Origin of the sequence: Lentzea sp. HUAS TT2 (genome assembly GCF_051853195.1) — a bacterium.
Classification (GTDB): domain Bacteria; phylum Actinomycetota; class Actinomycetes; order Mycobacteriales; family Pseudonocardiaceae; genus Lentzea.
The window spans coordinates 62,447-82,810 of record NZ_CP196667.1; the positions used below are offsets into that span (position 1 = coordinate 62,447).

General features: G+C 68.3%; 20 protein-coding genes. 10 read left to right on the plus strand and 10 right to left on the minus strand.

The annotated features are described in order from the left end of the window. The first annotated feature begins 36 nt into the window (after positions 1-36). The 3 genes from zwf to pgl are packed head-to-tail and all read left to right on the plus strand — an operon-like array spanning position 37 to position 3,322. Positions 37-1,524, plus strand: a complete 1,488-nt coding sequence (gene zwf, locus ACSHWB_RS00320) for a glucose-6-phosphate dehydrogenase (RefSeq protein ID WP_439664491.1) — start codon at positions 37-39, stop codon at positions 1,522-1,524. After that, a complete protein-coding gene (opcA, locus tag ACSHWB_RS00325) occupies positions 1,521-2,546 on the plus strand; it encodes a glucose-6-phosphate dehydrogenase assembly protein OpcA (RefSeq protein ID WP_439660069.1) in 1,026 nt (341 codons plus the stop codon). The genes zwf and opcA overlap by 4 nt, the downstream gene beginning before the upstream one ends. Then, entirely contained in the window at positions 2,543-3,322 is a 780-nt protein-coding gene (gene pgl / locus ACSHWB_RS00330; protein ID WP_439660070.1) for a 6-phosphogluconolactonase, read from the plus strand. Before opcA ends, pgl begins: the two co-directional genes overlap by 4 nt. Positions 3,323-3,328: 6 nt before the next feature. Here the strand turns inward: pgl and ACSHWB_RS00335 are convergent, their stop codons facing one another. After that, complete coding sequence (locus ACSHWB_RS00335) at positions 3,329-4,192, minus strand: M48 family metalloprotease (RefSeq protein WP_439660071.1); 864 nt, start codon at positions 4,190-4,192, stop codon at positions 3,329-3,331. A 143-nt stretch (positions 4,193-4,335) separates the two neighbouring features. On the opposite strand from ACSHWB_RS00335, the gene ACSHWB_RS00340 reads away from it, so the two are divergent. After that, complete coding sequence (locus ACSHWB_RS00340; protein ID WP_439660072.1) at positions 4,336-4,764, plus strand: GNAT family N-acetyltransferase; 429 nt, start codon at positions 4,336-4,338, stop codon at positions 4,762-4,764. 4 nt (positions 4,765-4,768) lie between these two features. On the opposite strand, the gene ACSHWB_RS00345 is transcribed toward ACSHWB_RS00340, so the two are convergent. Next, a complete protein-coding gene (locus ACSHWB_RS00345) occupies positions 4,769-6,136 on the minus strand; it encodes a hypothetical protein (protein WP_439660073.1) in 1,368 nt (455 codons plus the stop codon). A gap of 117 nt (positions 6,137-6,253) precedes the next feature. Here ACSHWB_RS00345 and ACSHWB_RS00350 point away from each other — a divergent pair, with 117 nt between their 5' ends. Beyond that, positions 6,254-9,133 carry a substrate-binding domain-containing protein gene (locus ACSHWB_RS00350; protein ID WP_439660074.1) on the plus strand — a complete coding sequence of 960 codons (2,880 nt, stop codon included), beginning with the start codon at positions 6,254-6,256 and terminating at the stop codon, positions 9,131-9,133. On the opposite strand, the gene ACSHWB_RS00355 is transcribed toward ACSHWB_RS00350, so the two are convergent. Next, positions 9,121-9,510, minus strand: coding sequence for a response regulator (locus ACSHWB_RS00355; protein WP_439660075.1), 390 nt, complete (start codon positions 9,508-9,510; stop codon positions 9,121-9,123). The two genes, ACSHWB_RS00350 and ACSHWB_RS00355, sit on opposite strands and share 13 nt — an antisense overlap. Before the next feature lie 284 nt (positions 9,511-9,794). Between ACSHWB_RS00355 and ACSHWB_RS00360 the strand changes: the two genes are divergently transcribed. From ACSHWB_RS00360 to ACSHWB_RS00370, 3 genes are all read left to right on the plus strand, one after another. Next, positions 9,795-10,331 carry a DUF4360 domain-containing protein gene (locus tag ACSHWB_RS00360; RefSeq protein ID WP_439660076.1) on the plus strand — a complete coding sequence of 179 codons (537 nt, stop codon included), beginning with the start codon at positions 9,795-9,797 and terminating at the stop codon, positions 10,329-10,331. Positions 10,332-10,410: 79 nt separating this feature from the next. Further along, positions 10,411-11,040: a DUF4360 domain-containing protein gene (locus ACSHWB_RS00365; RefSeq protein WP_439660077.1), complete on the plus strand. Its 630-nt coding sequence runs from the start codon at positions 10,411-10,413 to the stop codon at positions 11,038-11,040. Between the two features lie 155 nt (positions 11,041-11,195). Then, positions 11,196-12,452 (plus strand): sensor histidine kinase, encoded by a 1,257-nt coding sequence (locus tag ACSHWB_RS00370; protein WP_439660078.1) that lies wholly within the window; start codon positions 11,196-11,198, stop codon positions 12,450-12,452. Here ACSHWB_RS00370 and ACSHWB_RS00375 read toward each other — a convergent pair. Continuing rightward, on the minus strand, positions 12,442-13,536 hold the full coding sequence (locus ACSHWB_RS00375) for a hypothetical protein (protein ID WP_439660079.1): 1,095 nt from the start codon (positions 13,534-13,536) through the stop codon (positions 12,442-12,444). The genes ACSHWB_RS00370 and ACSHWB_RS00375 overlap by 11 nt on opposite strands. Positions 13,537-13,575: 39 nt before the next feature. Here ACSHWB_RS00375 and ACSHWB_RS00380 point away from each other — a divergent pair, with 39 nt between their 5' ends. Further along, entirely contained in the window at positions 13,576-14,196 is a 621-nt protein-coding gene (locus ACSHWB_RS00380; protein WP_439660080.1) for a TetR/AcrR family transcriptional regulator, read from the plus strand. Here ACSHWB_RS00380 and ACSHWB_RS00385 read toward each other — a convergent pair. Beyond that, positions 14,183-15,793, minus strand: coding sequence for a serine/threonine-protein kinase (locus tag ACSHWB_RS00385; RefSeq protein WP_439660081.1), 1,611 nt, complete (start codon positions 15,791-15,793; stop codon positions 14,183-14,185). The genes ACSHWB_RS00380 and ACSHWB_RS00385 overlap by 14 nt on opposite strands. Further along, positions 15,790-16,416 (minus strand): hypothetical protein, encoded by a 627-nt coding sequence (locus ACSHWB_RS00390; RefSeq protein WP_439660082.1) that lies wholly within the window; start codon positions 16,414-16,416, stop codon positions 15,790-15,792. The genes ACSHWB_RS00385 and ACSHWB_RS00390 overlap by 4 nt, the downstream gene beginning before the upstream one ends. Before the next feature lie 199 nt (positions 16,417-16,615). On the opposite strand from ACSHWB_RS00390, the gene ACSHWB_RS00395 reads away from it, so the two are divergent. Next, complete coding sequence (locus ACSHWB_RS00395; protein ID WP_439660083.1) at positions 16,616-17,506, plus strand: hypothetical protein; 891 nt, start codon at positions 16,616-16,618, stop codon at positions 17,504-17,506. A 127-nt stretch (positions 17,507-17,633) separates the two neighbouring features. On the opposite strand, the gene ACSHWB_RS00400 is transcribed toward ACSHWB_RS00395, so the two are convergent. The 4 genes from ACSHWB_RS00400 to ACSHWB_RS00415 form a co-directional block, all read right to left on the minus strand. Beyond that, positions 17,634-17,978, minus strand: coding sequence for an RNA polymerase-binding protein RbpA (locus ACSHWB_RS00400; protein WP_319971106.1), 345 nt, complete (start codon positions 17,976-17,978; stop codon positions 17,634-17,636). 66 nt (positions 17,979-18,044) lie between these two features. Further along, a complete protein-coding gene (secG, locus tag ACSHWB_RS00405; RefSeq protein WP_089958273.1) occupies positions 18,045-18,284 on the minus strand; it encodes a preprotein translocase subunit SecG in 240 nt (79 codons plus the stop codon). Between the two features lie 94 nt (positions 18,285-18,378). Continuing rightward, positions 18,379-19,167: a triose-phosphate isomerase gene (gene tpiA, locus ACSHWB_RS00410; protein ID WP_439660084.1), complete on the minus strand. Its 789-nt coding sequence runs from the start codon at positions 19,165-19,167 to the stop codon at positions 18,379-18,381. Next, on the minus strand, positions 19,167-20,360 hold the full coding sequence (locus ACSHWB_RS00415) for a phosphoglycerate kinase (protein ID WP_439660085.1): 1,194 nt from the start codon (positions 20,358-20,360) through the stop codon (positions 19,167-19,169). The genes tpiA and ACSHWB_RS00415 overlap by 1 nt, the downstream gene beginning before the upstream one ends. Positions 20,361-20,364: the final 4 nt, after the last annotated feature.

A 20,364-nucleotide genomic window follows, 5' to 3' on the forward strand; every position in this document is an offset into this window, starting at 1 on the left:
TGGCACAACCCGCTGCGGGACGCGCGGGACAAGCGCATGCCCCGCATCGCGGGCCCGAGCGCGCTGGTCATCTTCGGTGTCACCGGTGACCTGTCGCGCAAGAAGCTGATGCCCGCGATCTACGACCTCGCGAACCGGGGTCTGCTGCCGCCGGGCTTCGGTCTCGTCGGCTTCGCCCGCCGCGACTGGGCCGACCAGGACTTCATGAAGGTCGTGCACGACGCGGTGAAGGAGCACGCGCGGACGCCGTTCAACGAGGCGGTCTGGCAGCAGCTCGCCGAGGGCATCCGGTTCGTGCAGGGCACGTTCGACGACGACGCGTCGTTCGACAACCTGGCCTCGTGCCTGGCCCAGCTCGACGCCGAGCGCGGCACGGGCGGCAACCACGCGTTCTACCTGTCGATCCCGCCGGGCGCGTTCCCGACGGTGGTCAACCAGCTCAAGCGCGCGGGTCTCGCCCAGACGGCACCGGACCAGTGGCGCCGCGTCGTCATCGAGAAGCCGTTCGGCCACGACCTGAAGTCGGCCAAGGAGCTGAACAAGACGGTCAACGAGGTCTTCCCCGAGGAGTCGGTGTTCCGCATCGACCACTACCTCGGCAAGGAGACCGTGCAGAACATCCTGGCGCTGCGGTTCGCGAACCAGCTGTACGAACCCATCTGGAACTCGAACTACGTCGACCACGTGCAGATCACCATGGCCGAGGACATCGGTCTCGGTGGCCGCGCCGGGTACTACGACGGCATCGGCGCGACGCGCGACGTCATCCAGAACCACCTGCTGCAGCTGCTCGCGCTGATCGCGATGGAGGAGCCGGTCTCGTTCAAGCCGGCCGACCTCCGAGCGGAGAAGGTGAAGATCCTCTCGGCGACGCGGCCCGCGCAGCCGTTCGAGGAGACCACCTCGCGCGGCCAGTACACCGGTGGCTGGCAGGGCGGCCAGAAGGTGCTCGGACTGCTGGAGGAGGGCGGTTTCTCGCCCGAGTCGAAGACCGAGACGTTCGGCGCGATCACCTGCGAGGTCAACACCCGCCGCTGGGCCGGGGTGCCGTTCTACCTGCGCACCGGCAAGCGCCTGGGCCGTCGTGTCACCGAGGTGGCCGTCGTGTTCAAGCGGGCGCCGCACCTGCCGTTCGACGACACGGCGACCGAGGAGCTCGGCCAGAACGCGCTCGTTGTGCGCGTGCAGCCGGACGAGGGCGTGACGATCCGGTTCGGGTCGAAGGTTCCCGGCAACACGATGGAAGTCCGCGACGTCACGATGGACTTCGGGTACGGCCACTCGTTCACCGAGTCGTCGCCGGAGGCCTACGAGCGGCTGCTGCTCGACGTGCTGCTCGGTGAGCCGTCGCTGTTCCCGAAGAACGACGAGGTCGAGCTGTCCTGGGAGATCCTGGACCCGGTGCTCGAGTTCTGGGCGCGCAAGGACGAACCCGCTTTGGAGAAGTACAAGGCCGGTACGTGGGGGCCGCCGTCGGCGGACGCGATGACGGCTCGGACCGGAAGGCACTGGAGGCGTCCGTGATCATCGACCTGCCCTCGACCACCACCTCCCAGATCAACTCGCGCCTGGTCCGGCTGCGCGACGAAGGCGGTGCGACGACCCTCGGTCGCGTGCTGACCCTCGTCATCGTGACCGAGGACGGCCAGCGCACCGACGCCGCGATCGACGCGGCCAACGACGCCTCGCGCGAGCACCCCTGTCGTGTGATCGTCGTGGCCCGCGGCGCTCGTCAGGCGGCACCTCGCCTGGACGCGCAGATCCGCGTCGGTGGCGACGCCGGAGCGTCGGAAGTCGTTGTTCTTCGTCTGTACGGGGAACTGGCCAAGGAAGGCGCCTCGTGCGTCATGCCGCTGCTGCTGCCGGACACCCCGGTCGTGGCGTGGTGGCCGTTCGACGCGCCCGTGTCCCCGTCGAAGGACCCGATCGGTCAGCTCGCGCAGCGCCGCATCACCGATGCCGCCGCCGAGAAGAACCCGATCAAGGCCCTCGAGTCCCGGCGGGCGCACTACGCGCCGGGCGACACGGACCTGGCGTGGACGCGGCTGACGCTGTGGCGCGCCATGCTCGCGTCGTCGCTGGACCTGCCGCCGTACGAGAAGGTCGTCGAGGCCGACGTGACCGGTGAGGCCGACTCGCCGTCCACGGACCTGCTCGCCGCGTGGCTGACGGACCGGCTGAAGGTGCCGGCCAAGCGCTTCAAGGCGACGTCGGGTGAAGGCATCGTGGAGGTGCGGCTCGGCCGTCCCTCCGGTGACGTCGACCTGATCCGCCCGGACGGCAAGGTCGGCACGCTGACCCAGCCCGGCCAGCCCTCGCGGCGGGTGGCGCTGCAGCGTCGTTCGGTGCGCGACTGCCTCGCGGAGGAACTGCGCAGGCTCGACCCGGACGAGGTCTACGCGGCGGCGCTGAAGTCGCTGTCGAAGGTCACGAAGGGCCGCGCGCACTCGGCGAAGCCGGAGGCGCCCGAGGAGGCTCCTGTCGCCGCGGAGGCCGCCAACGGTTCGGCCGCACCCAAGAAGTCGAAGGCGAAGGCTGGTTCGTGAGCAACTCGCAAGTGGTGGTCCACCGCGACGGCGACCTCCTGGCCGCCGCCGCGGCGGCCCGCCTGGTGACCCGCATGGTCGACGCCCAGGCCGCACGTGGCCACGCGTCCGTCGTGCTGACCGGCGGCCGCACCGGCACCGCCGTCCTGGAACACCTGAACCGGGGCGCCGCGCGCGACGCGGTGGACTGGTCGCGGGTGGACCTGTTCTGGGGCGACGAGCGCTTCCTGCCGTCGGGACATCCCGACCGCAACGAGACGCAGGCCCGTGCCGCGCTGCTGGACCACGTTCCGCTGGACCCGTCACGGGTGCACGTGATGGAGCCTTCGGACGGCAAGTTCGGCGACGACCCCGAGGCGGCCGCCGAGGCCTACGCCGCTCTGCTGGCGTCCCTCGCGCAGCCGGAGGATCACGGCGACGTGCCCACGTTCGACGTCTGCCTGCTGGGCGTCGGCGAGGAGGGCCACGTGGCCTCGGTCTTCCCGGACTCCCCTGCCGTGCACGAGAAGGAACGGTCCGTCGTGGCCGTGCGCAACTGCCCGAAGCCCCCGCCGACGCGCGTGTCGCTGACGCTGGCCTCGGTCCGGTGCGCGCAGGAGGTCTGGCTGATGACCACCGGCGAGGCCAAGGCCGCCGCCGTGGCCATGGCCCTCGACGGCGCCGGCGAGGTGCAACTCCCCGCCGCGGGCGCCACCGGCCGCCGCAGGACGTTGTGGCTGCTGGACACCACGGCCGCGTCAGCGGTGCCGGCGTTGTTCAAGCCGCCACTGGCTTGACGGCTTTCAGGCCCCTGGGCTCCGGCTCAGGGGCCTTCGCCTTTCCCCACGCAGTTTGCTGATGCGCAGCGCGCACGACGGGTGCGAGGCCAGCATCCGGGCCCGGAGCCCGGCCATGGCCCGTTGCTCGTCGTAGCCCTCCTTCACCCAGCGCTGCAACACTTCCAGCAACACCAGCCGGTACCCGAGCTCGGCCGCGATCCGATCGGCGTGCAGCTCGGCCCTCCTGCTCGCCAGCGCCAGCAGCGGCGCGATCACCGGCACCAACAACACCCACGGGCTGACCAGCACAGCCGCGACCCCGAGCGCCACGATCAACACGAAACTGACGACCCTGGCCCCGGTAGTGCCGATCTTGTCGCCCGCCACGTAGATGGCCACCCCGGTGACGATGACCAGCCACACCACCGCGCGAGCCGGCAACTCGAACCACCACCGCAGCAACGAGATCTTCGTGTGCCCGGCCAGGTGATGCCCGATCTCGTGCGCCAGCACGGCTTCGAGCTGCTTCGAGGGCAACTGCAGCGCCGCCGTCGACACCCCGACCACGTGCCCGCCGACCGCCATCGCGTTGATCTCCTTGGAGTTCTGGATCCGCAACCAGTACCGCGCAGGATCCACCCCGGCCGCACCGCACACGTCCTCCAGCAACGGCGCCAGCGCGGCACTCTCCGTCCGGGTCGGCCGACGCAACCGGTGCGCCAGCGCCGCCAGCAGCTTGTCCACGGCCGGCACGAACACGATCGCGCCGGAAAGCAGCCACACCACCGGGAACAGCCACGGCATCTCCGGCGTCACGGGCCTGCCGACGAGCGTGACGATCAGCAGGCTGCTCAGCACCGTCGGCACCCCGAGCAGCAACTCGATCATGGCGGAAGTGTCGAAGCGTCGTCGGGGAGCGCGCACGTCATCACCTCGGGTTCGAGCGTTGCAGCGCGATCCTGTTTGTGTCCAGCCGATTCGCCCGTCTCGCCCAGCGTGGTTAGCTGGAGTGATCAACCGAGGGGGTCGAGGTGCACATCCGAGACGTGCTGGCCGAAGACGCGCCGGCGATCCAGCAGATCAACCGCGAGGCGCTGGACTACGAGTTCCCCTTGCCTGAGACACTGGCCCAGCTGGAACGCATCATCAAGGCGCCCAACGTGGTGCTGCTCGTGGCGGTCGACGGCGCCGACGTGCTCGGCTACATCCAGCTCAGCGACTACGAGAACACCTACCACCGGCCGTTGAAGAACCTGATCACGCTGGCCATCTCGCCGCGGCATCAGCGCCGGGGTGTGGGCAGGGCGCTGCTGGCCGCGGGCGAGGAGTGGGCGCGGGCCGACGGTGCCGCCGGGGTGCGGCTGGTGACCGGGCAGAACCGTGTGCACGCCCGGGAGTTCTACGCGGCCAACGGGTACGCGGTCCGCAAGGAGCAGACCAACCTGATCAAGTGGTGGTAGTCGCTCACACCCCGCTCCGATCCACCAGCTCCTCCATCACCCGCACCGGCAACGAAGGGTTCGCCGCCGCGGCCCCCGCCGTGAACGCACTCCCCAGCAACTCGACGATCCTCGCCACCGGCAGGTGAGGATGAGCGGCAGCGAGATACCGCGCCTGAGCATCCTCCAGGCACAACGACAAAGTCTCCCCGGAAGCAGCAGGATGCCGGGCAACAGCCCGAAAGATCTCCTCCCCAGAATCAGCCCGCAAAGCCATGTGGTGCAACAACTCGGCAGGACACAACGGATTCCGGGCAATCCACGGGTACAACCCAGCCCCGTGCCGAGAAGCCAGCTCTCCAAGCTGCTCAACCACAACCAGAGGATGCGTCACCACAGCAGCGGCAACCCCCAGATCCCCGTCCAAGACCAGCCCGGCAAAGAGATCCGGCGGCAAGTCAGAACGCCCGGCCACCAACATCCGCACCTGCGCAACAGGAGACAAGGCCATCTCCCGAAGCTCAGCAACAGAAGCGGAAGCAACACGCGGAACGAGCTCGCCCCCAACAGGCGCGACAGGCGCAAGCTCCTCCAGCAACGACAACGGAATCACCGGATTGCGCAGCAGAACGAGCCGCAGAGCACGGGTCCCGGCAAGAGACCGCAACACCGGAACAGGAACGGCAGGATTGGCGGCCAACTGCGACAGGATGCCGGGCTCCAGCTCAGCCGCGAGCTCTTCGTAGACACCGGACGGCAGATCCGTGCGCCCAGCCAGGAAGTAACGGGATGCGTGGTGACGCAGCAGCTCCGCGGCAACAGCAGAAGGTGTAGCGGGATTGCCGGCCAACTCCCGGGCCAGTCCGCCCGAGGCACTCATCGAAGCCAGCACCGCAGGAGCCACGAACGGGTTGGAAGCCAGCGCACGACGCACGTCGACATCCGGATGACCGCTCAAAAAAGCCAGCGAAGAACCCGACGAAGAAAAGCGCGCCAGCGAAGCCACCACCGCCGGATCCGGGTCGCGGGCCAGCAGGTCGACCACGTCGGCGGGCAGGTGGAATGCCCGTTCTGCGAGGCTCGCGCGGATCGCCGGGTCCGGGTGGAAGGCCAGTGCGCGGGTCAGTGCGGGATCGGCGTCGGGGTGGCCGGTGACGACCAGGGCGACCGATTCGTTGGCAATGGGTATTTCTGTTGGCTGGACGTAACCCTGCTCCAGCAGTTTGTATGCGACTGTGGGGTCGTTGTGGGTCAATAGCGCGCGTACGTGTGCAGGAGAGAGATCGGTGCGATCTGCCAGGTCGGAGGCCAGTTCGGGCCAGGTGGTCAGGCGGTCCAGCAGGTGGGCCGGGAGCGCGGGGTTCGTCGCCAGGCCCTCCAGTACAGCGTTCACCAATCCCTCCGGTAACACGGCAGGCATTCCCCCCGACAACGCGTATCATCCCCAATCGCGTTGAGTAGCGGGGGTTTTGTGGCAAACGGCAGTGCGAAGCGACGTCCCACCATCGGGATGATCACCGCTGGCCCGCTCATCGAGCTCGCGGGCGAGCAGTGGCGCGGTGTGAGTGATGGCGCTCAGCACCTCGGGTGCGACCTCGTGTGTTTTGTCGGCAGCGAACTGGACCATCCGGATCCGCTCAAACGTCGGGCGAACACGGTCTACGACCTGATCTCGGCCAACCGTATCGATGCACTCGTCGTGTGGACTACGCGCGTGGGTCAGCTCATCGGCTCCGAGGGCATGCAGGAGTACGTGAAGCGGTATGCACCCATGCCCATCGTGAGCGTTGAGACCGGCCTTGCCCAGTGGCCAACGATTCTGATGGACAACCGCGACGGCATGAAGCAGGCCGTCGACCACCTCATCGAGGTGCACGGCAAGCGGCGGATCGCGTTCGTGCGCGGGCCGCAAACGCATGCGGGCGCCCGAGAGCGGTTCCTGGGGTACGCCGATTCGTTGCGCAACCACGGGATCCCGTTCGACCCCTCGCTCGTCACGATGCCGGGCTCGTTCATCTGGGAACCGAACCGCGCCGCCGACGCCGTGCGCAGGATGCTCGCGAAGATCGAGGAACCGCCGGACGCCATCGCCGCCGCGAACGACGACTACGCGATCGGGGTCGTGTCCGTGCTGGAGGCGCTGGGTTTCCGCACGCCGGAGGACGTCGCCGTCGTCGGGTACGGCAACCACACGAACGTTCGCACGCACGACCTCGGTCACGGCACGGGAAGCACGCGGTCACAGACCGTCGACGCCGCGACGCCCGCCTTCACGACCGTCAGAGCGCCGTACCACGAGATGGGTTTCCGGGCCGCTGAGCTCGCGGTGGCGCTGGTGAAGGGCGAGCCCACGCGCCAGCGGCAGACCATGCCGACCGAGCTGATCGTGCGGCGGTCGTGCGGCTGCCTGCCGTCCGGGCTCGGAGACCACGCTCCCGCGCACGACCGGCTCAACATCAGCGAGTCCGCGACCGCGTCCACGGTGGCCGACCACCTGCGCGACTCGCTCGGGCAGCCCTCTGCGAAGCTGCCGGACGGGTGGGCCGAGCAGCTCGTCGTCGAGCTGCTGGCGGCGGGCCGCGGCGAGGTCGAGGGCGCGGAGTTCCTGAAGCTGCTGGCCGAGTACATCCGCTTGAGTGCGCGCGCCGGGTCCGAACCGGCGCAGTGGTGGCCACCGCTGTTCGACCTGCACAGGTTCGTGACGGCGCGCATCAGTGACGCGACGATCATCAACGACCTGTGGCTGCGCGTGCAGCTTCTTCTCGGCGATGCGTTCGCCACGGACGCACGGTTCAAGTACCTGTCGCACGAGCGTCACGACCAGACGGTGCGTGAAGCGGGACAACGGCTCATCGCGTCACGTGGCGTGGACGAGCTGACGACCGCGCTGGCCGAAGAACTCCCCCGCCTTGCGATCCCCGGCTGTCACGTCATGGCGTACGACACGCCAGGCACGGCGCGCACACTCGTCCGGTACGAGCACGGCGCGCTCACGACCCCGCCGGAGACCCCGTTCCCCACGATCAACCTGACGCCGTACCAGTTCCGGCGCGACGTCCCGTTCAGCGCGCTGGTCGCCCCGCTCTACACCGACGAGGACCACCTCGGGTACGTGATCTTCGAGGAGGGCCCGGAGCCCGGCTGGATCTACGAGGCCGTGCAGCAGCAGCTCAGCAGCGCGTTGCGGAGCATCAGGCTGATGCAGGAGCTGAAGGACGCGCGCGCACGGCTCGAAGAACGCGTCGGCGAGACTGAGGCGCAGCTACGGCACGCGCAGAAGATGGAAGCCATCGGCCGGTTGACCGGTGGCATCGCGCACGACTTCAACAACATCCTCACGGTCGTGAACGGCAACAGCGAGATGCTGCTGCGGCGCACCCTTCAGGACGATCCGAGGCGCACGGCGATCGAGGACATCAGGCACGCCGGCGAACGGGCCGCGAACCTGACCAGGCAGCTGCTCGCGTTCACCCGCCAGCAGGTCCTGCACCCGGAGTCGCTGGACCTCAAGCACAACCTCACCAAGATCCACTCGATGCTGCGCACGCTCGTCGGCGACCACATCGAACTGGACATGCAGCTGCCGGACGGCGTCTCCCAGGTGTGGGCGGACGCGGGCCAGGTCGAGCAGATCCTGTTCAACCTCGCGGTCAACTCCCGCGACGCCATGCCCGACGGCGGCACGCTCAGCATCTCGATCGCGGACCGCAAGCTCGGCAGCGGCGACACCGGCCGGATCGTCGGCGTGCGGCCGGGCGAGTACGTCGTGCTGCGCGTCCAGGACACCGGCGCCGGCATGGCCCCGGACGTGCAGGCGCAGGTGTTCGAGCCGTACTTCACGACCAAACCGGTCGGCAAGGGCACCGGGCTGGGCCTGTCGACGGTGTTCGGCATCGTGCAGCAGTCCGGCGGGCAGATCGAACTCATCAGCGCGCTGGGCGAGGGCACGACCGTGGAGGTCTATCTGCCCGTGCCGATCGAACGCGACGGCACGCCAGAAGCGCCCTGCACGCGCCGCACGACCACGCACCGGGGCGCCGGCACCGTGTTGCTCGTGGAGGACGACGCGCAGGTGCGGGTCATGACCAGGCGCTCGCTGGAGATCGCGGGCTACGTGGTGATCGAGGCGGGTGACGGTCAGCAGGCGCTGCAGCTCGCGACCGCGCACCGCAGCACCATCGACCTCGTGCTCACCGACGTCGTGATGCCGAAGATGGGCGGCCCTGAGCTCGTCCGGCTGCTGCGCTCGACCGGTGCCGCGCCCGCGGTGATCTACATGTCCGGCTACACGACCGACGAGGTCCTGGACGACGAGGTGCTGATCACCAAGCCGTACGTGGAGTCGGTGCTGCTCGAACGGATCCGCAGGGTGCTGGCTCAGGACGCCTGAGCGCTGCGGGCGAGCACCGCGCGCAGCGTCTCGTCCAGCGTCTCCAGGCGGAACGGCTTCTGCAGGTAGCCCGCGATCTCGTGGCCCGCGAACTGCCGCTCCAGCGACGTGCGATCGTAACCGCTGGTCAGCACCACCGGCACGGTCAGGCCCTCGCGCTTGAGCTCGGCGAGCACCTCCTCGCCGGACAGGCCGGGCATGCTGTGGTCGAGCAGCATCGCGCCGATCTCGGTGGACCGTTCACGCAGGACCGCGAGCGCCTCGGTGCCGTCACTGGCCTGCAGAACGGTGAAGCCCAGCTCATCGAGCAGGCTCACGGTGTACCTACGCACGGGGTCCTCGTCCTCAACGACGAGCACCAGCCCAGCCAGCGACATGCGGGCAAGTATGCCGGAAACTATTCGTGGCTTCAGCACCAGGTCACCGACTATTTTTGGTGATCCTTCACGAACTGCTCCATCAGTGTGAGCTGGGCCATTTGGATCACACCATTGGTTGAGCCTCTGCGCTAACCTTCGCGGCACCGCTGCCGCTCCACGCTGAGAAAGAGGCACCAGGAAAGGCCAACTTCATGCGTAAAGCGACGGCAGCAGCCGCTCTGGCTGTGCTGTTCACATTGTCGTCAGCACCCGCGCACGCCTCGACGATTCCTTCGGAGCGCGTGACGATCGACGTGGTGACGGTGAACGGTTCCGGGTGCAAGCAGGGCACCGCCGAAGTGATCGTCTCACCGGACAACACCTCGTTCTGGGTGATCTACAGCGACTACCTCGCCCAGGCCGGCAAGGGTGCGGCTGCGACGGACTTCCGGAAGAACTGCCAGCTCACGCTGCAGATCAACGTCCCTCAGGGCTTCAGCTACGGCATCGCGGAAGCGACCTACGGCGGCTACGGGTACCTCAAACCCGGCGCGACCGGGTACCAGTCGGTGAATTACTACTTCCAGGGTCAATCGGCCACCACGACGTGGAAGCACACGTTCGCGGGGCCGTTCGACGACAACTGGTCGATCACTCACCGGACCGAGTTCTCGGAGATCGTCTGGTCGCCGTGCGGCGAGAAGAAGAATCTCAACGTCAACAGCTCGCTGCGGGTCGACAAGGGTAGCTCGGACGCCAATACGAACAGTTTCATGACGATGGACTACCAGCGCGGAGAAGTACGCACCCTGCATCACTTCTCGTGGAAGCGCTGCTGATTTTCTGACAAAGGCCGCCGCCACCGGAGTTCCAACCGCCGCCACCCCTCCCTGCGAGACGCGTTTGGAAAGGTGCCCCATGCTCAACGCGGTTGCCGCTGCCCTGCTCGCCTCAACGATCGTCATCCCACCCGGCTCCCCCAACGAGACGCCTCCGCCGGACCACATCACCATCGACGTCGTCACCGTCAACGGTTCCGGCTGCCCCGCCGGCACGGCGGCCGTCGCGGTCTCCGAGGACAACAAGGCCTTCACCGTCACCTACAGCGACTACCTGGCCCAGATCGGCGTCGGCGCACGGCCGACCGACTTCCGCAAGAACTGCCAGCTCAACCTGCGGGTCAACGTCCCGCAGGGCTTCACCTACGGCATCGCCCAGGCCGACTACAGAGGGTTCGCGCACCTCGAGAGAGGCGCGTACGCCATCCAGAAGGCCAACTACTACTTCCAGGGCATGTCGCAGAACGACTCGGCTCAGCACCGGTACAACGGCCCGCACAGCGACGACTGGCAGGCCACCGACACGACCGAGGTCGCCGCGATCGTCTACTCCCCCTGCGGCGAGAAGCGGAACTTCAACATCAACACCGAGCTCCGCGTCTACCCCGGCTCGTCCAACACGGCCACGACGACGAGCTTCGTGTCGATGGACTCCACGGACGGCGCCATCGACACGACCTACCAGTTCAGCTGGAAGACGTGCCCCTGACAGCCCTCCGGACAGCCCCTCAGTAGTGCTGTGACTACCGCACGCGTCCGCACGGACGTGTGCGGTAGCACATATGTGAGGAGAGCGGCGTACAGATTCGCGTGTGCGGGCGTCTTACCCCCATGACGGGGCAGGTCGGGGTAAAGGGGCAGCCAATGCCATCCGCCGCATACGCGCAGTACGGTGAGGATCGCAAGGCTCACAGGGGAGGTCGGATCCTGACCACGACGCTGCTCCCGGCCAGACGGCCGGAGGAGACCGCGGCCCGCTCGCGCTGGCCGCTCAGTGGTGACTACCGGCAGGTGCTCGCGGACCTGGCGTTGATCTTCTTCGCCGTCCTCGACGTCTGGCTGTACGGACTGTGGCTCGAGGCCGACCCGATCACGGACCTCCCGCCGATCGAGAACTACCAGCTGTGGCTCAACTGGCTCGCGGTCGGCGCGCTGGTCCTGCGGCGGCGGTTCCCGTTCCTCACGCTGGTGCTGACCATCCCCGGCTTCTTCGTCGGCTGGTCGCAGCTCGCCGCGATGATCGCCCTCTACACGGTCGCCCGCCGCTACCTCGGTGGCTGGCAGACGGGCCTCGCGGCCGCGCTGGTCTGGCTCTGCCGGTTCGTCGCCTGGCCGTTCGAGGAACTGATCGAGCGCCCGGCGTCGGGGCACTTCCACTCGGCGATCTACGGCTTCCTGGTGTCGGGCCTGCCCATCGCGATCGGCCTGCTGGTGCACGCACGCCAGGAGTTGTCCAACCGCATCCGCGAACTCGCCGAGTCCCGCGAGAGAGAGCGCGTGCTGCACGCGCACGCCATCCGTGCCGACGAACGGGCAAAGCTCGCCCGCGAGATGCACGACGTGGTGTCGCATCAGGTCAGCCTCATCGCGATGCAGGCGGGTGCGCTGCGCATGGCCGTGGTCGACGCCGAGCACAAACAGGTCGCGGGCACCATCCGCACGTTGTCGACGCGCACGCTCGACGAGCTGCGCACGCTCGTGTCCGTCCTGCGCACCACGGAGGACACCCAGCCGGGCCTGGACGAGCTGTCCGAACTGGCCGCCGACGCGGGCTTCGAGGTGACCATCCAGCTCAAGGGGCCGGTGGAGGACCTCTCCGCACCGGTGTCCGGCGCCGTCTACCGGACGGTGCAGGAGGCCCTCACCAACATCCGCAAGCACGCCGTGGGAGCGAGCGCGACGGTGTTCATCGACGCCCAGTACGACGACAACGTGCTGGTCGAGATCCGCAACACCGCGGCGTCCAGCCCGTCGTCGTCACTGCCCAGCGGAGGTCACGGCCTGGTCGGCCTGCGCGAGCGCGCCACGTTGCTCGGTGGCGAGTTCTCGGCCGGCCCGACCGAGGACGGCGGCTTCCTGGTGTCGGCCACGTTCCCTCGCGAGCGCGTCATCACCGATTGAACCGCTGGAAGGCGTGGAACGACTTCTTGGGCTTCAGCCGGTAGGGCGAGTTGTCGTCGTCGAACCGCTCACGCATCGTGCGCAGCAAGCTGTACGAGGCCATGTCGTAGTCGCGATCGCGGCACGTCGGGTTGTGCGGCGAGTCCGGTGAGATGACCGAGTACAGGTGCGATCCCTCGACATCGGGCTGTGCGCCGAACACGCGCAGCATGCGGGCGATGTGGTCGGCCTGCTCGCGTTCGTTCCGCTCGAAGCCCGGCTTGATCACCGGTGGGGTGGCCTCGTAGTCGACGATGTCCCAGCCCATCCCGCCGGCCACCGCGGCGCCCGTGAACGTGCAGCAGCCGTACTCCATGATCATCAGCGGCTTGCCCCAGCGACGGTGTTTGTCCAGGTCAGTCGCGTACTCGGCATCGGTCTCGAAGTACGTGTAGTAGTCGAGGCCGACGAGGTCGAACAACGACCAGTCGTTCCAGTCGCCATCGGCCCCCGCGGCAGCGCCGTAGGTGATCCGGCCGTGGAACTCCCTGCGCGCCACCTCTACGGCCTTCACCATGAACTCGCGGAAGCGCTGGATGACGCCGGGCCAGTCCGTGATCGACGGGATGTTCGCGAGCCGGTCCAGGAACGTGTCGCCGGGGATGATGCCCGGCGTGAACAGGAAGTGCTCGCAGCCGGTGACGAACTTGACGTTGTCGCCGCGCCGCTTCCGCTCGGCCGTGCGCGCTGCCTCGGCCATGTGTTCCAGGACCTGCTCCTGCGGGTGGTCGTAGAGCCTCGGCTGCACGAAGACCTGCATGCCGTGGCGCAGCGCCGCGTCCGTCGTCTCGGCGAGCCGGCCGAGGTCGGTGCCGAACGCCGTGATCGACGGGCAGCGCAGCTCGTCGGCGATCAGGCGGATCTCCCGTTCCAGCTGCGGACGGCTCCACCGCACGCGGCTCAACGGGTCCCCCACCGCGTGCAGCACGCCGGTGTCGTAACAGACGCCGCCCCGCTTCTTCGGCGCCGCTGACGCCGTTCCTCCCGCGACGCTCAGTGCCGCGGCACCGGCAACGGCCTTCAAGAACACCTTTCGACTGATCATCGTTCCCCCTCGACTAGTTACTCAACTAGGCTACTGGTCATGCAACCAGAAAATCGGTCGGGCGACCAGAAGCGCAGCTTCATCGAGGACGCCCGGCGCGGTCAGATCGTGGCCGCGACCATCGCGACGATCGCCGAGATCGGGTACGCCAAGGCGTCGTTCGTGCAGATCGCACAGCGTGCGGGCATCAGCCCGGGGCTCATCACGTACCACTTCGCCAAGCGCGAGGAACTGATGAAGCAGGTCATGCTGACGGTGCACGACTCGATGGACCGCGCACTGACCGCACGCTCCAAGAGCACCGACGGCTACCCCGCGGCGCTGCGGTCACTCATCGAGGGCTTCGTGCACTACTGCAGCGAGCACCCCGCAGAGCTCATCGCGATCTCCCAGATCGCGGCCGCCGCACGGGACGCCGAAGCCGCACGGACGTGGTCGGAGGAGCAGAACGAACGCACGCTGGCCGAGCTGGAGGACATGTTCCGCGAAGGCCAGAAGTGCGGTGAGCTGCGGGACTTCGCACCGCGCGTGATGGCGGTGTCGGTCATCGCCGCGATGGAGGCGGCGCCGGCCGAGCTCATGGCCCGGCCGGACACCGACGTCTCCGCGTACGCGAGGGAGCTCGCGGACCTGTTCGAACTGGCGGTCAGGCGGGCTTAGAGGCGAGCGACGCACTCAATGCCGCCGCCGCGCCGAGCACACCGCACGTGAGCGCGATCGGCATCGTCGGCTCGTGCTCCAGCAGCACGGACACGAGCAGCCACACGGACAGGCCGAGTCCGAGGCCGAGCGGCACGGACGCGATCACCGCCGCCACCCCGGTCTGCCGCCGGCGCAGCGCCCGCAGGTTCGACTCCAGGTACGCGAACGTGAAGAGCAGCAACAACACCGAGCCGGTGCCCATCAGGCTCAGCCACGGCGTCTGGCTGGACTTCAGCAGGAACGGCGGCTGGTCGTCGACCTGGGCCGTCACGACGCCGCCGATGATCCACCGCGCCGCGCCCGGCAGCACGAAGCCCTCCGGGGCGCGCTCGGGCACGTCCGCGAGCGGGATCCCGGCCGCCGTCACGACGAGGTGCGTGCCCTCGACCTTCACGGGGTCGGCCAGGTCCAGCTCGACGATCGTGGTGGGCGGGTTACCGGTCGCCACGAACGGCACGACGGCCATCGCGATCAACGCGAGTGCGGCGACCAGCCACAACGCCCACGGCTTCGATGGCGGCTTGATCACCTCCGAGGCCGGCACCAGCGTGCTGCTGCCGCTGAGCCGGGCGGCCGGGACCGGATCGACCAGCGTGGCCCGGATCCGCTGCCCGGTGAGCGTGACCGTGTCCCGTTCGGGCACCGGCCGCAGCGACGGACGCGTGGACGACGACGACACCTGCGGTGCGAGGTGCACGGGCATGCCCAGACGCACGAGCCAGTCCGGGCCGAACAGGTGGCCCGCCGCGCCCGCCAGGTCGATCGCGAACGTCTCGGCGTTGCGATAGCGCGCCTCGGGTTCGCGCGCGATGCTGCGCATCACCACACTCGCAAGGGGTTCCGGCACCTTCGGCACCGGCCGCGGCTCCTGGAAGACCCGCTTCTGGATCATCGCGATCGGGCCGCCGCCGCGTTCGAACGGCAGGTCGCCGCAGAGCAGTTCGTAGAGCATCGTGCCGGTCGCGTAGACGTCGGCCGCGGGCGACAGCGCGTTGCCCATCGCCTGCTCCGGCGCGATGTAGGCGGGCGTGCCGAGCACCGCGCCACCGTGCGTCACGAGCGTCGCGCCCTCCGACACCACCTGGGAGATGCCGAAGTCCGCCACCTTCACCACGCCGTTCGAGGTGAAGAGCAGGTTCTTGGGCTTCACGTCGAGGTGCAGCACCCCGGCCTCGTGCGCCGCGTGCAACCCCGACAACGCCGCCAGCACGATCCCGCACGACTGCTGCGCGGTCAGGCCGTCGTCGGAGAACCGCGACCAGACCGTGCCGCCGTCGAGCCGTTCCATCACCAGCAGGTGCTCGCCCTGCTGCCGGACGTAGTCGTAGACGGGCACGATGTGCGGGTGGTCGAGCCGGGCCAGCAACCGCGCCTCGTGCTCGAACCGCTCGCTCATCCGCGGGTCCTCGGCCACGGCGTGCGGCAGCCGCTTGATCGCCACGGGACGCCCCAGCTGCCGGTGCACACCGCCGTAGACGACACCCATGCCGCCCTCGCCGATCTGCTCGCCGACGGCGTACTGCGGCAACGCGGCGACCACACTGGACTGAATCACCGTTGAATCCTCACGGTATCCACATCGGACGGATGCCTCTGCTCACCGGGGTGCGGCGTCAGGTAACCGAGCACGAACGCGGCCGCGGCGGCCCCGACGATGAACGGGATCTCGGCCGTCGGCGACGGCGCCACCAGCCGCAGCACGGACAGCGAGATCACCGCGACCAGCCCGGTACCGACACCGGCCGGCAGGAACCGCATGGCTCGCTGCCACCGGTTCACGGGCAGGCGGCGACGGGCCAGCGCGATCAACGCACCCGCCCACGACAGACCGGTCAGCACGAGCACGCCCAGCCCGAACGCCCCGTAGACCGACCAGAGCGAGCCCCGGACGTCCCCGGTCGTCTCGACGGACGCGATGCTCTCCCGCCCGACGTCGATGACCTCGACCGTGACCGGAAGGAGACCGATCGCCTGCGAGCCGAGGTCGGTCGGCTCCAGCGGGAACGAACGGGTCTCGGAGGACTTCGCCGGCACGTCGAACGGAACCGTTGTGTCGTAAGCGAAGAAGGTCAACGCCAGCGCGGTGCCGCTGATCCGCACGGTCTTCACGCGCTGCAGGGTGTTCGTGTTGTTGCGGACCGTGATGGAGACCTTCGCGGTCCGCGACGGGTCCAGCACCAGGGTCCCTACTCCAACCGGCCTACCGTCCACATCGGCCTCGAGGATCACAGACCCGTCCTGTGCGGAGGCCGTTGAGGGAAGCAGCATAATTCCGACCCACAGCAGTAAACCTGCACCGGCCATGCGACGTCTCACTAGCGCACCTTAGGTTCTGATCCGGGGAGTTGGAATGCGGTCTTTAGGCTTACTCGTGGCCATGATGGCCGGTGTTACGGTGCTGGTCGCCACACCGGCCGCGGCCCAGCAGCCGCCAGCGCTCACGGTCAGCCCGAACGTCGGCGCACCGGGAACGGGCTTCAAAGTCTCGTGGACGGGAATCTACTTCCCCCGGACGTGCGAGTTCCGCACGGTGCGCGTCCTGTGGGACGGCAAGACAGTAGTGGGCAGCGGCTCCGGCGACAGCAACGGAACGGGTTCCGGTTCGGCAACGGTTCCGGCGAACGCCACCGCCGGCAGCCACCGCGTGACCGTGCAGCCGACCTCGTGCCAGGCCAGCTCGGCGTCCAACAACTACACGGTCCAGATCCCGCCGCCGGTCACCACGACGCGCCCGCCCGTCACCACGCAGCCGCCCGTGACGAACCCGCCGGTCACCAACCCGCCCGTGACGACCCGTCCCCCGGTCATCACGACCACCACCACTCCCCCGGTGACTACCACGACGACGACCACGACCACCACGGACTCGTCGACCCCGCCCTCCTCCTCCACGACCGACGCGCTGACGAACCCCGACGACGGCGTCCTGGTCCTGGACAAGGAGAACATCCAGCCCGGTGACGACCTGACCGCGACCGGCACCGGCTGCCCCAAGGGCGCGGACGTGACGCTGAAGTCGCTGGGCCAGGACGTCGGCAAGACCACGGCGGACGAGAACGGCACGTTCCGCTCGCCGGTGAAGTTCTCGAGCATCGAGCCCGGCCGCCACAAGGTGCGCGCGGAGTGCGGCATCGTGCTCGTGGGCAACGTCGACGTGACGCTGTCGAGCTCCTCGGGTGGCACGACCAGCACGCTCGTCGTACTGCTGTTCTTCCTGCTCGTCGGAGCGGCGATGCTGCGCCGTCAGTTCAGCGGCCTTCGCCGCTGACCGCACGCGGGGCCCTTTCGTACCGACATGCGGTACGAAAGCGCCCCGCGTGCAACCGAGCAACAACGCGAAAGGCCCCCTCTCCGCAGGATGAGGGGGCCTTTCGCGTATTCGGAGGATCTGAGCCTTAAGGCTCTTCGCGCTGGCGGCGCAGCTTGGCGAGAGCCTCTTCGAGGATCGCCTCGCCGTCCGCGTCGGAGCGCCGCTCCTTCACGTACGCAAGGTGCGTCTTGTACGGCTCGTTGCGCGGAGGAGCGGGTGGTGTCTGCTCGTCGCGACCTGCGGGGAGGCCGCAGCGCGGGCAGTCCCAGTTCTCCGGCACGTCCGCTTCGACCGCGAAGGAAGGCCGGGACTCGTGACCGTTCGCGCACCAGTACGACACCCGACGACGGGGCGCGGACTCGCCGCGTTCCGATTCGCCCATCGGGCCTGCGCCGACGCGGGTACCGCGAATCGCGTTACCACCGGACATCGACCGTTACACCCCCACCAAGTGGTTACTCCAAGCCCCTGAGGGCTTCTGCCGCTGAACGGTTGATCAGGCCCCGGGGAGCTTGATCAGGAGTCCGATGCCCACGATGGCGATGACCCAGACCGCGCCGACGAACAGCGTCAGGCGGTCGAGGTTCTTCTCGACGACGGAGGAACCGGACAGACTCGACTGCATACCGCCGCCGAACAGCGAAGAAAGGCCGCCACCACGGCCGCGGTGCAGCAACACCAGCAGCACCAGCAGCACGCTGGAGACGATCAACAGGATCTGCAGGAACAGGATCATTTCTTCCTCGCTGTCAGGCAGCCGACGCCATAGAGTACCTGTTCGACTGCCGAACGTGTGCATCCGGTGGGATTAGGGATTAAGCCAGATCAACTTAGGGTAGAGGCCCGCCGGCAGCCAATGCGCACAGCTTGGTGAATTCGTCCGCCTGAAGGCTGGCACCGCCGACGAGAGCGCCGTCGATGTCCTTCTGCGCGATCAGTTCACCGATGTTCGACGACTTCACCGAACCGCCGTAGAGCACCCGGACGACGGCCGCGGTCTCCTCGCCGTACTTCTCCGCGACGAACGAGCGGACCAGCGAGCACACCTCCTGCGCGTCAGCCGAAGAGGCGGTGCGGCCGGTGCCGATGGCCCAGACGGGCTCGTAGGCGAACACGATCTGGGCGACCTGTTCGGCGGTGAAGCCCTTGAGGCCGTCCTCCAGCTGCTGGCGCACCAGCTCCAGGTGACCCTTGGCCTCGCGGACGTCGAGCTTCTCGCCGAAGCAGAAGATCGGGGTGACCTCGACCTTCAGCGCCGCCTTGACCTTGGCGTTGACGATGGCGTCCGTCTCGCCGTGGTACTCGCGCCGCTCGGAGTGCCCGACGACCACGTAGTGGCAGCCGAGCTTCTTGATCATCGGGCCGGAGACCTCACCGGTGTAGGCACCGGAGTCGTGCTGCGAGATGTCCTGCGCGCCGTACTTGAGCAGCAGCTTGTCGCCGTCGACCAGCGTCTGGATGCTGCGGATGTCGACGAACGGGGGAAGAACGGCGACCTCGACCTTGGCGAAGTACTTCTCCGGGAGGGAGAAAGCGATCTTCTGCACGAGACCGATGGCCTCGAGGTGGTTGAGGTTCATCTTCCAGTTGCCCGCGATGAGCGGGAGCCGGGCTGCCATCAGGACTCCAAAACGCTGATGCCGGGGAGTTCCTTGCCTTCCAGGAACTCCAGGGACGCGCCACCACCGGTGGAGATGTGCGAGAAGCCGTCCTCGGGCAGACCCAGCGCACGCACCGCGGCAGCCGAGTCGCCGCCGCCGACGACGGTGAACGCGTCGGACTTGACCAGGGCCTCCGCGACGGCACGCGTGCCACCGGCGTAGGTCTCGATCTCGAAGACGCCCATGGGGCCGTTCCAGAACACCGTCTTGGCATCGGCGAGCTTCGACGCGAACAGCTCGCGCGACTTCGGGCCGATGTCGAGACCCATCTTGTCCGCGGGGATCTCGGAGGTGGGGACGACCTCGTGGTCGGTGTTGCCGAACTCGGCCGTGACCAGCACGTCGACCGGCAGCACGAGCTCGACGCCGCGCTTGTCCGCTTCCTCGAGGAAGCCCTTGACCTGGTCGAGCTGGTCTTCCTGCAGCAGCGACGTGCCGACCTCGTGGCCCTGGGCCTTGAGGAACGTGTACGCCATGCCGCCGCCGATGAGCAGCCGGTCGACCTTGGCCAGCAGGTTCGCGATGACGCCGAGCTTGTCGGACACCTTCGCGCCGCCGAGCACCACGACGTACGGGCGCTCCAGGTCGTCGGTGAGCTTCTTGAGCACCTTCAGCTCGGCCTCGACCAGACCGCCGACGTACGCGGGCAGCTTCTGCGCCACGTCGTAGACCGAGGCCTGCTTGCGGTGCACGACACCGAAACCGTCGGACACGAACGCGTCCGCGAACGCCGCGAGCTCGTCGGCCAGTGCCGCGCGCTCCGCGCCGTCCTTCGAGGTCTCACGGGCGTCGAAGCGGACGTTCTCCAGCATCACGACGCCACCGTCGGTGAGCGCGCCGACCACGGACGTGGCGGACGGGCCGACCAGGTCGCCCGCGAGCGCGACCTCGGTGCCGAGCAGCTCACCGAGGCGAGCGGCGGCGGGCGCCAGGGAGAACTTCGGGTCCGGCTCGCCCTTGGGGCGGCCGAGGTGGGCGGTGACGATCACGCGGGCACCCGCGTCGGCGAGTGCCTTGATCGTCGGCACGGACGCGCGCACGCGGCCGTCATCGGTGATCTTGTCTCCGTCGAGGGGGACGTTCAGGTCGGCGCGCACCAGGACGCGCCGACCTGCGACACCCTCGGCGAGCAGGTCGCTGAGAGTCTTCACTGAC

What these genes read in the sequence shown, in the direction of transcription:
- zwf (WP_439664491.1), top strand. Translation starts at nt 37, where the DNA reads ATGCCCCGCATCGCGGGCCCGAGCGCGCTGGTCATCTTCGGTGTCACC.
- ACSHWB_RS00335 (WP_439660071.1), bottom strand. Translation starts at nt 4,192, where the DNA reads ATGATCGAGTTGCTGCTCGGGGTGCCGACGGTGCTGAGCAGCCTGCTG.
- ACSHWB_RS00350 (WP_439660074.1), top strand. Translation starts at nt 6,254, where the DNA reads ATGATCACCGCTGGCCCGCTCATCGAGCTCGCGGGCGAGCAGTGGCGC.
- ACSHWB_RS00355 (WP_439660075.1), bottom strand. Translation starts at nt 9,510, where the DNA reads ATGTCGCTGGCTGGGCTGGTGCTCGTCGTTGAGGACGAGGACCCCGTG.
- ACSHWB_RS00365 (WP_439660077.1), top strand. Translation starts at nt 10,411, where the DNA reads ATGCTCAACGCGGTTGCCGCTGCCCTGCTCGCCTCAACGATCGTCATC.
- ACSHWB_RS00370 (WP_439660078.1), top strand. Translation starts at nt 11,196, where the DNA reads ATGCCATCCGCCGCATACGCGCAGTACGGTGAGGATCGCAAGGCTCAC.
- ACSHWB_RS00375 (WP_439660079.1), bottom strand. Translation starts at nt 13,536, where the DNA reads ATGATCAGTCGAAAGGTGTTCTTGAAGGCCGTTGCCGGTGCCGCGGCA.
- ACSHWB_RS00380 (WP_439660080.1), top strand. Translation starts at nt 13,576, where the DNA reads ATGCAACCAGAAAATCGGTCGGGCGACCAGAAGCGCAGCTTCATCGAG.
- ACSHWB_RS00395 (WP_439660083.1), top strand. Translation starts at nt 16,616, where the DNA reads ATGATGGCCGGTGTTACGGTGCTGGTCGCCACACCGGCCGCGGCCCAG.
- ACSHWB_RS00400 (WP_319971106.1), bottom strand. Translation starts at nt 17,978, where the DNA reads ATGTCCGGTGGTAACGCGATTCGCGGTACCCGCGTCGGCGCAGGCCCG.
- secG (WP_089958273.1), bottom strand. Translation starts at nt 18,284, where the DNA reads ATGATCCTGTTCCTGCAGATCCTGTTGATCGTCTCCAGCGTGCTGCTG.
- tpiA (WP_439660084.1), bottom strand. Translation starts at nt 19,167, where the DNA reads ATGGCAGCCCGGCTCCCGCTCATCGCGGGCAACTGGAAGATGAACCTC.